At 71.9% G+C, this 11,273-nt stretch carries 11 protein-coding genes; 5 read left to right on the top strand and 6 right to left on the bottom strand.

Annotated features, from left to right (window positions below):
* The 5 genes from ACX6XY_RS06270 to ACX6XY_RS06250 form a co-directional block, all read right to left on the bottom strand.
* The coding region (locus tag ACX6XY_RS06270) for a DUF4429 domain-containing protein (RefSeq protein ID WP_460327277.1) at nucleotides 1-745 on the bottom strand (745 nt) is incomplete at its 3' end.
* Between the two features lie 104 nt (nucleotides 746-849).
* Nucleotides 850-2,016, bottom strand: a complete 1,167-nt coding sequence (locus tag ACX6XY_RS06265) for an acyl-CoA dehydrogenase family protein (RefSeq protein WP_460327274.1) — start codon at nucleotides 2,014-2,016, stop codon at nucleotides 850-852.
* A 41-nt stretch (nucleotides 2,017-2,057) separates the two neighbouring features.
* Nucleotides 2,058-3,017 carry a hydroxymethylglutaryl-CoA lyase gene (locus ACX6XY_RS06260; RefSeq protein ID WP_460327272.1) on the bottom strand — a complete coding sequence of 320 codons (960 nt, stop codon included), beginning with the start codon at nucleotides 3,015-3,017 and terminating at the stop codon, nucleotides 2,058-2,060.
* Nucleotides 3,014-5,140 carry an acetyl/propionyl/methylcrotonyl-CoA carboxylase subunit alpha gene (locus ACX6XY_RS06255; RefSeq protein ID WP_460327290.1) on the bottom strand — a complete coding sequence of 709 codons (2,127 nt, stop codon included), beginning with the start codon at nucleotides 5,138-5,140 and terminating at the stop codon, nucleotides 3,014-3,016. The genes ACX6XY_RS06260 and ACX6XY_RS06255 overlap by 4 nt, the downstream gene beginning before the upstream one ends.
* Nucleotides 5,141-5,159: 19 nt before the next feature.
* The gene (locus tag ACX6XY_RS06250; protein WP_460327270.1) at nucleotides 5,160-6,791 is read right to left on the bottom strand and encodes a carboxyl transferase domain-containing protein; all 1,632 of its coding nucleotides are present in this window, start codon (nucleotides 6,789-6,791) and stop codon (nucleotides 5,160-5,162) included.
* A 107-nt stretch (nucleotides 6,792-6,898) separates the two neighbouring features.
* Here ACX6XY_RS06250 and ACX6XY_RS06245 point away from each other — a divergent pair, with 107 nt between their 5' ends.
* The 5 genes from ACX6XY_RS06245 (at nucleotide 6,899) to ACX6XY_RS06225 (ending at nucleotide 10,377) form a co-directional block, all read left to right on the top strand.
* Nucleotides 6,899-7,507, top strand: coding sequence for an SACE_7040 family transcriptional regulator (locus tag ACX6XY_RS06245; RefSeq protein WP_460327268.1), 609 nt, complete (start codon nucleotides 6,899-6,901; stop codon nucleotides 7,505-7,507).
* Nucleotides 7,508-7,620: 113 nt separating this feature from the next.
* A complete protein-coding gene (locus ACX6XY_RS06240; protein WP_460327266.1) occupies nucleotides 7,621-8,778 on the top strand; it encodes an acyl-CoA dehydrogenase family protein in 1,158 nt (385 codons plus the stop codon).
* Between the two features lie 17 nt (nucleotides 8,779-8,795).
* Nucleotides 8,796-9,668, top strand: coding sequence for an acyl-CoA thioesterase (locus tag ACX6XY_RS06235; protein ID WP_460327264.1), 873 nt, complete (start codon nucleotides 8,796-8,798; stop codon nucleotides 9,666-9,668).
* A gap of 80 nt (nucleotides 9,669-9,748) precedes the next feature.
* Nucleotides 9,749-9,958, top strand: coding sequence for a type II toxin-antitoxin system VapB family antitoxin (locus tag ACX6XY_RS06230; RefSeq protein ID WP_460327262.1), 210 nt, complete (start codon nucleotides 9,749-9,751; stop codon nucleotides 9,956-9,958).
* Nucleotides 9,955-10,377 carry a PIN domain-containing protein gene (locus tag ACX6XY_RS06225; protein WP_460327260.1) on the top strand — a complete coding sequence of 141 codons (423 nt, stop codon included), beginning with the start codon at nucleotides 9,955-9,957 and terminating at the stop codon, nucleotides 10,375-10,377. The genes ACX6XY_RS06230 and ACX6XY_RS06225 overlap by 4 nt, the downstream gene beginning before the upstream one ends.
* 9 nt (nucleotides 10,378-10,386) lie before the next feature.
* On the opposite strand, the gene ACX6XY_RS06220 is transcribed toward ACX6XY_RS06225, so the two are convergent.
* Nucleotides 10,387-11,172 carry a phosphatase gene (locus ACX6XY_RS06220; RefSeq protein ID WP_460327258.1) on the bottom strand — a complete coding sequence of 262 codons (786 nt, stop codon included), beginning with the start codon at nucleotides 11,170-11,172 and terminating at the stop codon, nucleotides 10,387-10,389.
* Between the last annotated feature and the right edge of the window lie 101 nt (nucleotides 11,173-11,273).

Raw genomic sequence — 11,273 nt, 5'->3', positions numbered from 1 at the left:
GCCCGTACGGGCCGTCGGCGGGCGCGGCGGCAGCGGCCGGCGGCGCGGCCGGGTGCGGCAGCCTGGCCTGGACCGCGGCGGCCACCAGGGCCATCAGCGGGTCCTTCCGGAAGCCGTAGAGATCGACGGAGTTCGGGTCGTACTTGGGCGGGGCCTTGGTGGGGGAGTGCCGGACGGTGAAGCGGAGATAGCCGTTCTCCAGACCGGCCGACGGCTGCCACTCCACGGCCGCGATATCGCCGAGCGCCAGCGTGCGGGGCCCGGCCGCGGACTTGGCCTCCTCGGTGTTCCACTTCCACTCCAGGCGTACGTGTTCCCCGTCGAAGCTCGCCGTGCCGTCGCCCGCGGTCACCGAGAGCGGCACCGAAGGCCCCGGCAGCAGATAGCCCTCACACCCGTCGCCCGGCACCTGCTCCAGGAGGCGGGCGTTGCGTACCTCGTCGACCAGGTACTCCGCGACCCCGTAACGGTCCGCCTCCACCGTCAGCTGGTACGGGTCGTCGCCGTCGCTCAGCTGGCCCCCGGTCACCTGAAGCAGCGGGTCCGCGCCCTCGCGCAGCCGCAGCCGCAGCCGCCCGGACTTCCTGCCGTGCTCGAAGGAGATCCCCGCCAGCGCCTGGACCGGCACGGAGAGTTCGCCCAGCGTCTTGCGGAGCAGGCCCACCGACTTATCGCGGCCGGGCACGATGCGCAGCGCGTCGCCGTCGAAGGTCCAGGTCCCGTCCCGCTGGATGATTTCCGCCATAGGGGGATTCTGCCATTCTCCCTATTCAACTCCCTGTAGCGGTCCCTGCCTTGACCCGCTCCGGCGCGCGGTGCGCACCCCCCAGACGTCAGCCCGTCAGCCCGTCAGCCCGACAGGCCCAGCTCGCGTGCGATCAGCATCCGCTGGACCTCGCTGGTGCCCTCGCCGATCTCCAGAATCTTCGAGTCCCGCCACATCCGGGCCACCGGATACTCGTTCATGAAGCCGTAGCCGCCGTGGATCTGGGTGGCCTCGCGGGCGTTGTCCACCGCGACCGTGGAGGAGTGCAGCTTGGCGAGCGCGGCCTCCTTCTTGAACGGCTCGCCCGCGACCAGCCGGGACGCGGCGTCGCGCCAGGCCAGCCGGGCGGTGTAGGCGTTCAGCTCCATGTCCGCGAGCTTGAACTGGATCGCCTGGTTGTCGCCGATCGGGCGGCCGAAGGCGTGCCGCTCGCGTGCGTACTTCACCGACTCGTCGACGCAGCCCTGGGCCAGGCCGGTGGCGAGGGCCGAGATGGCGATGCGGCCCTCGTCGAGGATCTGGAGGAACTGGGCGTAGCCGCGGCCTTCCGCGCCGAGGAGGTTGGCGGCCGGGACGCGGACGTCGGAGAACGACAGCTCACGGGTGTCCGAGGCGTTCCAGCCGACCTTGGAGTACGGGGCGGCGACCGTGAAGCCCGGAGTGCCAGAGGGGACGATGATCGAGGAGATGCGGGGGGCGCCGTTCTCCTTGCGGCCGGTGACCGCGGTGACCGTGACCAGGCCCGTGATGTCCGTGCCGGAGTTGGTGATGAAGCACTTGCTGCCGTTGATCACCCACTCGTTCGTCGCCTCGTCCAGGGTGGCGGTGGTGCGGGTGCCGCCCGCGTCCGAGCCGCACTCGGGCTCGGTGAGGCCGAAGGCGCCGAGCATCTCGCCCGAGCACATCCGGGGCAGCCACTCCCGCTTCTGCTGCTCGGTGCCGAAGCGGTAGACCGGCATCGCGCCGAGCGAGACCCCCGCCTCCAGGGTGATGGCGACGGACGAGTCGACCCGCGCGAGCTCCTCGAGCGCCAGGCCCAGGGCCAGGTAGTCGCCGCCCATCCCGCCGTACTCCTCGGGGAAGGGCAGGCCGAACAGGCCCATGCGGCCCATCTCGCGGATGATCTCGTACGGGAACTCGTGGCGTTCGTAGAAGTCGCCGATCTTGGGGGCGACGACGTCATGGGCGAACTCCTCCACCGTGCGGCGGAGTTCCTCGTGTTCGGGGGTGAGGCGGTGATCGAGCGCCATGGTCAGGACTCCTTGTCGTCCTTGTGGGACTGGGGCTAGGGCTAGGGCCGGGTGGTGGTCTCGGTCGCCCCGGTGAGGGCGCGGACCGTGCGGGAGGGGCTCTGCCGCCCCAGCTGACCGGCGAGCCACACGCTGGTGGCGGTGAGCTTGCCGAGGTCGACCCCGGTCTCGATGCCGAGGCCGTGGAGCATCCAGACCAGGTCCTCGGTGGCGAGGTTCCCGGTGGCGCTCTTGGCGTACGGGCAGCCGCCGAGGCCGCCCGCCGACGCGTCCACCGTCGTCACGCCGTGCTCCAGCGCGGCCAGGGTGTTGGACAGCGCCTGGCCGTAGGTGTCGTGGAAGTGGACGGCGACAGCGTCGGCGGGCACGCCGTGCGCTCCCAGTTCGGTGAGCAGGGCCCGCACATGTCCGGGCGTCGCGACGCCGATGGTGTCGCCGAGGCTCAGCTCATCACAGCCGAGGTCCAGCAGGGCCCTGGCCGTCCTGACGACCTGGGGCACCGGGACCGCGCCCTCCCAGGGGTCGCCGAAGCACATCGACAGATAGCCGCGCACATGAGCCTGGTCGGCCTTGGCGCGGGCCACCACCGGCGCGAACATGGCGAGGGACTCGGCGACCGTGCGGTTCAGGTTGCGCGCGGCGAAGGTCTCGGTCGCGGAGCCGAACACGGCGATGCGGCGGGCGCCGAGTTCCAGGGCCCGGTCGAGGCCGCGCTCGTTGGGCACCAGGACGGGCAGCGCCACGCCCTCGATGTCGTCGAGCAGCGGGTAGAGGCGTTCGGCGTCGGCCAGTTGGGGCACCCACTTGGGGTGTACGAAGCTGGTCGCCTCGACCGTGGTGAGGCCGGCGTCGGCGAGGCGGTGGATGAACTCCGCCTTGACCTCGGTGGGGACGGTCGACTTCTCGTTCTGCAGGCCGTCACGCGGGCCCACTTCGTGGATGCGGACGCGGGGCGGGAGACCCTGGGCCGGTACGACCATGGGCAGGGCGGTGTCGGTCATGAGCTGGCCTCCTCGTCGTGTGGGGTGACCAGGGCCAGCACCTGGTCCATGGCGACGGTGGCGCCGGGGGTGACATCGATCTCGGCGACCGTTCCGGCGTGCGGGGCGGAGATGACGTGCTCCATCTTCATCGCCTCGACGACGAGCAGGCTCTGCCCGGCGTGCACCTCGTCCCCGACGGCGACCTTCACCACCGTGACCGTGCCGGGCATCGGGGCGGCCAGGGTGTCGGCGCCGGAGTGCGCGGCGCCGGTGAGCGCGGCCTCCACGGGGTCGTGGTCCTGGAGGTGCCAGGCCTGGCCGTCCCGGCCGAGCCAGACTCCGTCCGGGGCGTCGGCCCGGCTGAAGGCGTGCGTGACGCCGTCCAGTTCGACGGTGACCCGGTCGGGGCCGACGTGGACGAGGCGGGCACGCGCGGGGGAGCGTCCTTCCCCGGCCGCCTCTCCGGTTGTCTCTGTGGCCGCCTCTCCGGCTGCCTCCGCGGACGCTTCCCCGGCGGCTCCCGCCGGGCCGAGCAGCAGCTCGAAGTCGGGGGCCGTGCCGCGCAGCCGGACCGCCCGCGGGTCGTGGCCCGGCACGCGGGCGTGGTGCACCGTCCACGCGGGCGTGCCGCCCAGCCGCCACCCGCTCGGCGTCCCGAACGGGTCACGCCACCCGGCGGACGCGGGTTCGCCGGAGACCTCGGGCGGCAGGGGGGACACGGCGGGTTCGAGCGCCGCCTGGCGCAGCAGCGCCGCCGCCGCGTACACCTCGTCCGGCACCGAGGCGTCCACCAGCGTGTCCACGTCCCGCTCGACGAGCCCGGTGTCCAGGTCGCCCGCGACCACGTCCGGGTGGGCGAGCAGCCGCCGCAGGAAGCCCGCGTTGGTCGACACGCCCAGGGTGACCGTGTCCGCCAGCGCGGCCCGCAGCTTGCGCAGCGCGGACGCGCGGTCCGGGCCGTAGGCGATGACCTTCGACAGCATCGGGTCGTAGAGGCTGCCGACCTCCGTGCCGAGAGAAAGCCCCGAGTCGGTGCGCACGCCGTCGCCCTGAGGTTCACGCAGGGCCAGCACCGTGCCGCCGGACGGCAGGAATCCGCGCGCAGGGTCCTCGGCGCAGACGCGGGCCTCCACGGCGTGCCCGGTCAGGGTGACGTCCCGCTGTCCGTACGGCAGTTTCTCGCCCGCGGCGACGCGCAGCTGCCACTCCACCAGGTCGAGGCCGGTCACCAGCTCGGTCACCGGGTGCTCGACCTGGAGCCGGGTGTTCATCTCCATGAAGAAGTACTGCGACGGGTCGTCGCCCGGCACGATGAACTCCACCGTGCCCGCGCCCCGGTACCCGCAGGAGCGCGCCGCCTGCACCGCGGCCTCGCCCATCGCCGCCCGGACGGTCTCGTCCAGCAGGACCGACGGGGCCTCCTCGATGACCTTCTGGTGGCGGCGCTGGAGCGAGCACTCGCGCTCGCCGAGATGGATGACGTTCCCCGCGCCGTCCGCCAGGACCTGGATCTCGATGTGCCGGGGCCGGTCGATCCAGCGCTCGACGAGCAGGGTGTCGTCCCCGAAGGAGGCCCTGGCCTCCCGCCGGGCCGCCGCGATCTCCTCCAGGAGCGCCGACTCGACCCGCGTCAGCCGCATGCCCTTGCCGCCGCCGCCCGCCGAGGGCTTCAGCAGCACCGGCATGCCGATCTCTCGTGCCGCGTCGGCCAGTTCGGCGTCCGTCAGGCCGCTGCCCGACGATCCCGGCACCACCGGGACGCCCGCGGCCCGCACCGTCTCCTTGGCCCGGATCTTGTCGCCCATCAGCTCGATCGCGGCGGCGGGCGGGCCGACGAAGGCCAGCCCCGCCTCCTCGCAGGCCCGCGCGAAGGCGGCGTTCTCCGCGAGGAAGCCATAGCCGGGGTGCACGGCCTGGGCGCCGGTACGGGCGGCCGCGGCGAGCAGCCGCTCGATGGACAGATAGCTCTCGGCGGCCGGGGCGGGCCCGATCCGGACCGCGGTGTCCGCCTCACGGACATGCCGGGCGTCCGCGTCCGCGTCGCTGAACACGGCCACCGAGCGCACCCCGAGGGCCCGCAGGGTGCGGATGACCCGGACCGCGATCTCGCCCCGGTTGGCGACGAGCACTGTGTCGAACATCGTCATCGTGGAAGGTCCCTCACATCCGGAAGACGCCGAAGCCGGGGTCTGTGGTGTCCCGCTGGGGAAGTGGAGCGTTGGCGCACGCGGTCAGGGCCAGGCCCAGCACCTGCCGGGTCTCCAGCGGGTCGATCACGCCGTCGTCCCAGAGCCGGGCGGTGGCGTAGTACGCGTTGCCCTGCGACTCGTACTGGTCCCGGATCGGGGCCTTGAACTCCTCCTCGTCCTCGGCGGACCAGGCCTCCCCGCGCGCCTCCAGCTGGTCGCGCTTGACCGTCGCCAGGACCGATGCGGCCTGCTCGCCGCCCATCACCGAGATCTTGGCGTTCGGCCACATCCACAGGAAGCGCGGGGAATAGGCGCGCCCGCACATCGAGTAGTTGCCCGCGCCGTACGAGCCGCCGATGACGACCGTCAGTTTCGGCACCCGCGCGCAGGCCACGGCGGTCACCATCTTGGCGCCGTGCTTGGCGATCCCGCCCGCCTCATAGTCCCGGCCGACCATGAAGCCGGAGATGTTCTGCAGGAAGAGCAGCGGGATGCCGCGCTGGTCGCACAGCTCGATGAAGTGGGCGCCCTTCTGGGCGGACTCGGCGAACAGGATGCCGTTGTTGGCGATGACGCCGACCGGGTGGCCGTGGATATGGGCGAAGCCGGTGACCAGCGTGGTGCCGTACTCGGCCTTGAACTCCTGGAAGCGGGAGCCGTCGACCACGCGCGCGATCACCTCGCGTACGTCATAGGGCGTCCTGGAGTCGGCGGGCACCGCGCCGTACAGCCCCCGCGGGTCGGCCTTCGGTTCTTCGACGGGCCGTGTGGACCAGGGGAGCGGTCCGCGGTCGGGCAGGGTCGCGACGATGTTCCGGACGATGCGCAGGGCGTGCGCGTCGTCCTCGGCGAGGTGGTCGGTCACTCCCGAGATACGCGAGTGGACCTCGCCGCCGCCCAGCTCCTCGGCGGTCACCACCTCGCCGGTGGCGGCCTTCACCAGGGGTGGGCCGCCCAGGAAGATGGTGCCCTGATCGCGGACGATCACGGCCTCGTCGCTCATCGCCGGGACGTAGGCCCCGCCCGCCGTGCAGGACCCGAGCACGGCCGCGATCTGCGGGATCCCGGCGCCGGACATCCGCGCCTGGTTGTAGAAGATCCGCCCGAAGTGCTCGCGGTCGGGGAAGACGTCGTCCTGCATCGGCAGGAAGGCGCCGCCGGAGTCCACCAGATACAGGCACGGAAGGCGGTTCTCCAGGGCCACCGCCTGGGCGCGCAGGTGCTTCTTGACCGTCATCGGGTAGTACGTGCCGCCCTTGACGGTGGCGTCGTTGGCGACGATCACGCACTCGCGCCCGGAGACCCGGCCGACACCGGCGATCACCCCGGCGGCCGGGGCGTCCCCGCCGTACATCCCGTCCGCCGCCAGCGGCGCCAGCTCCAGGAAGGGCGAGCCGGGGTCGAGCAGGGTGTCGACCCGGTCCCGCGGCAGCAGCTTGCCGCGCGCCACATGCCGGGCGCGGGCCTTCTCGCCTCCGCCGAGACGGGCCGCGGCGAGCTTGTCGCGCAGCCGGTCCACCAGCGCGCGGTGCGCCGCCTCGTTGGTCGACCAGGCCTCGGAAGCGGGGTCGGCCCCACTCGTCAGCCGCGGTGCCTGCTGCATCGTTTCGTGCCCCCTTGCGCGTACGACGTCGTTCACCACGTTAATCATCGTTAACTCGGCCCTTCCAGGTTAACGAGCGCTAACCGCGTTGTCTAGAATGAGTTTCCATGAGCACCAGTGCGTCCGCGCCGTCGACCAGCCGCCGCGAGCAGATCCTCAAGGAGGCCGCCCGCCTCTTCGCCGACCGCGGCTTCCACGGCGTGGGCGTCGACGAGATAGGAGCCGCCGTCGGGATCAGCGGTCCCGGCCTCTACCGGCACTTCGCGGGCAAGGACGCGATGCTCGCCGAGCTGCTCGTGGGCATCAGCGGTCAGCTGCTGACCGGCGGCAAGCGCCGGGTCGCGGAGGCCGACGGGGCCCCCGACGCGGTGCTCGACTCCCTCATCGAGGGGCATATCGACTTCGCGCTCGACGACCGTCCCCTCATCACCCTCCACGATCGCGAGCTGGACCGCCTGCGGGACAGCGACCGCAAGCTGGTCCGCCAGCTCCAGCGGCAGTACGTCGAGCTGTGGGTGGCGGCCGTGCGCGAGGTCTACCCGGCGCTGGCCGAGTCCGAGGCCCGCGCCGCGGTGCACGCGGTGTTCGGGCTGCTCAACTCCACCCCGCACCTGGGCCGCCCCGGCGCCCTGCCGGGCCGGGACGCCATGGCGGACCTGCTGCACCGCCTGGCCCGCGGCGCGTTCTCGGCGGCGGCGGGCGCCGCGTCCGCGTGACGCGGCCCTCTGCGCGGCCGGATCCCTGGACAGTCGGATTGACCGCCGGGTAACTTCATCTGAGCAAGCGCTTAGATAGTTGCTCCGCAGCGAGCCGACCCTGGAGGCACTCCGTGCGCCGTACTGTTTTCAACGAAGACCACGAGGCGTTCCGCGAGACCATCCGCGCCTTCATCGAGGCCGAGGTCGTGCCCGTCTACGACGAGTGGTACGCCGCGGGTCAGGCACCCCGCGACTTCTACCGCAAGCTCGGTGAGCTGGGCGTCTTCGGCATCGAGGTGCCCGAGGAGTTCGGCGGCGCGGGCGAGGAGTCGTTCAAGTTCCAGGCGGTCATCACCGAGGAGTGCGCCCGCGCGGGCGTCTCCTTCGGCGGCTCCAGCGTGCACGTCGGCCTCTGCCTCCCGTATCTGAAGGCGTACGCCACCGACGAGCAGAAGAAGCGCTGGCTGCCCGACTTCGTCTCCGGCGCCACCATGTACGCGATCGCCATGACCGAGCCCGGCACCGGCTCCGACCTGGCCGGAATGAAGACCACCGCCAAGCTCTCCGACGACGGCGCCCACTACGTGCTCAACGGCGCCAAGACCTTCATCACCGGCGGCGTGCACGCCGACCGCGTCATCGTCTGCGCCCGCACCGCCGCGCCCACCGCCGAGGACCGCAGGCACGGCATCTCGCTCCTGGTCGTCGACACCAAGTCCGAGGGCTACGCGATCGGCCGCAAGCTCGACAAGCTCGGCCTGCGCACCTCCGACACCGCCGAGCTCTCCTTCACCGACGTCAAGGTCCCCGTCGAGGACCTGCTCGGCGAGGAGCACAAGGGCTTCTCCTACCTCGGCCAGAACCTCCCGCAGGAGCGCCTCGCCATCGCCGTCGGCGCGTACGCCCAGTCCAAGGCCGCCGTCCGGTTCGCCAAGGAGTACGTCGAGGAGCGCACCGTCTTCGGCAAGGCGGTGGCGTCCTTCCAGAACACCAAGTTCGAGCTGGCCGCCTGCCAGGCCGAGGTGGACGCCGCCGAGGCCGTCGTCGACCGCGCCCTGGAGGCCCACGACCGCGGCGAGCTCACCGCCGCCGAGGCCGCGTCCGCCAAGCTGTTCACCACCGAGGTCGCGCACCGCGTGATCGACAAGTGCCTCCAGCTGCACGGCGGCTACGGCTACATGAACGAGTACCCGATCGCCCGCCTGTACGCCGACAACCGCGTCAACCGCATCTACGGCGGCACCAGCGAGGTCATGAAGATGATCATCGCCAAGGACATGGGCCTGTAGTAGGGCGAGGGACCAACGTGAACCAGGAGCTGGAGTCCCTGCTCGATCTGCTCGACCTGGAGCGGATCGAGCGGGACATCTTCCGCGGCCAGAGCCGGTCGGCCGTGGTCCCCAGGGTCTTCGGCGGCCAGGTCGCCGCCCAGGCGCTGGTCGCCGCGGGCCGTACCGTGCCCGAGGGCCGCGACGCCCACTCGCTGCACGCGTACTTCCTCCGCATGGGCGATCCGGGCGCGCCCATCGTCTACGAGGTGGACCGCATCCGGGACGGCTTCTCCTTCACCACCCGAAGGGTGGTCGCCGTGCAGCACGGGAGGCCGATCTTCCACCTCTCGGCGTCCTTCCAGACCTACGAGGAAGGCCTCGACCACCAGGCCGGGATGCCCCCGGCCCCCGACCCCGAGTCGCTGCCCACGGCGGCCGAGACCCTGCCCCGCTACGCCGACCGGTTCACCGACCCCTCCGTCGCGGAGCGCCTGCTCGCCGCGCGCGCCGCCGTCGATCTGCGGTACGTGGACGCCCCGCCGTACGCCACCGTGGGCGAGCCGCGTGAACCGCGCTCGCAGGTCTGGTTCCGCACTGACGGCAAGCTCGCGGACGACCCCCTGCTGCACGTGTGTCTCGCGACCTATGTCTCCGACATGACGCTGCTCGACTCGGTGCTGCTCGCGCACGGGCGGGGCGGCTGGACCGTCGGGGACGTGGTCGGCGCGTCCCTCGACCACGCCATGTGGTTCCACCGCCCGTTCCGGGCCGACGAATGGCTGCTCTACGACCAGCAGTCCCCGTCGTCGGCCGGCGGGCGCGGCCTCGGCCAGGCCCGCATCTACACCCAGGACGGCCGCCTGGCCATCTCGGTCATCCAGGAGGGGCTGATCCGGGTGCCGCGCTGACCCGGCGCGGCCGGGGGGTGTTGCCCGGCGTCCGCTGCGGGCATATCCTCCATATGAGGAACACCTATGGAGGATATGCCGTGTCGAACCTCTATGTGGAAGTCGATGACGACGCGCTGAGCGAGGCCGCGTCGATACTGGGCACGGCCACGAAGAAGGACACCGTCAACGCCGCGCTGCTGGAGGTGGCCAAGCGCCGTCGGCGGCTCAAGGCCCTCGAGGAGCTGGCCGCCATGGGCGAGCGCGGTGACTTCGACGTCCTGCTGGAGAAGGGCAACTACCGCCGGTGAGCCCGGTCACCCACCTCATCGACACCTCCGCCGCCGCCCGGATTCTCACCCACAAGAAGGTGCGGGAGAGCTGGAGCGAACACCTCGTAGAGGGCGTCATCGGCCTCTGCGACATCACCGAACTGGAGATCCTCTACTCGGCCAGGTCGCTCGCCGACCGGCTGGCCAAGGAGGAACTGCTCGCCGAGCTGTTCAACTGGACCCCGGTGCCCGACGGCGTCCACCGTCGCGCCCGCGCCGTGCAGCGCATGCTGACCGAGCGCGGCGAACACCGAAGCGCCGGTCCGGTCGATCTGCTCATCGCCGCCACGGCGGAGCTGTCGGGGCTGACCGTGCTGCACTACGGCGCGGACTTCGAGACCGTCGCGCGGGCCACCGGGCAGCCCACTTCGTGGGTCGCGCCGTCCGGCACGGTCTGACGGCAGGCCTTACGACTCCTCAAGCCCCGCCGCGGCCAGCAGATACGCCGTCATCGGGTCGTAGAAGCGCGGGTTGGTGACGTGGTCGTCGAGGGGGACCGTGACCTGGAGGGCGCCCTCGGCCTCTCCCAGGAACAGTGCCGGGTCGTTGCAGTCCGCGTAGCCGATCGAGTCCAGGCCGCGCTGGCCCGCCCGGCCCGCCCAGCCGTGGTCGGCCACGACCAGGTCGGGCTGCGGCCTGCCCTCGTGCTCCAGGCCGTCCAGGATCGCGTTCATCGGCTCGGGCGAATGGGTGTGCCACAGCGTCGCCCCGCGCTCCAGCACCGCCACGTCGGCGAACTGGAACACATAGCCCTCGTCCGCGGTCAGCCCGCCGGGGATGCGGACGATCTCGCACCCCGCGCGGCGCAGCGCGTCGGCCGTCGCGCGGTGCACGTCGAGCAGCCCGCCGGGGTGGCCGGTCGCGAACAGCACGCGCTCCCGGCCCGCGGCCGCCTTGCGCAGCCGGGCCGCCATCCGCTCCAGCGCGTCCACCGTCAGCTCCGGGTCGATGGTGTCCTGGCCGTGCCGGAACTCCGGGTCGTCGCTCACGCCGCACCGCTCCGCCATCACCGCCAGGACGTCCTGCTCGTCGCACCACCGGTCGCCGAGCTCCAGGCCGAGCCAGAAGTTGCGGTCGCCGTTGGCGAGCGCGCGGTAGTGGGCCAGATTGTTGTCGCGCGGGGTGGCGACGGCGCCGGCGATACGGGTACGGACGAGATGGTCGACCAGGGCGGCGCGGCTTGGTATCGGCATGGGTCCCATTGTGCCGTCCGGCACGCCCACGGCACGGGATGTCCCGAACCCTGGACCAGTCTGGTGCGGCCTCCGCACTCTTGGCCGGAGTGTCGATAACC

The organism is Streptomyces sp. O3 (genome assembly GCF_054788135.1).
This window is presented reverse-complemented; position numbering and strand designations above follow the sequence as displayed.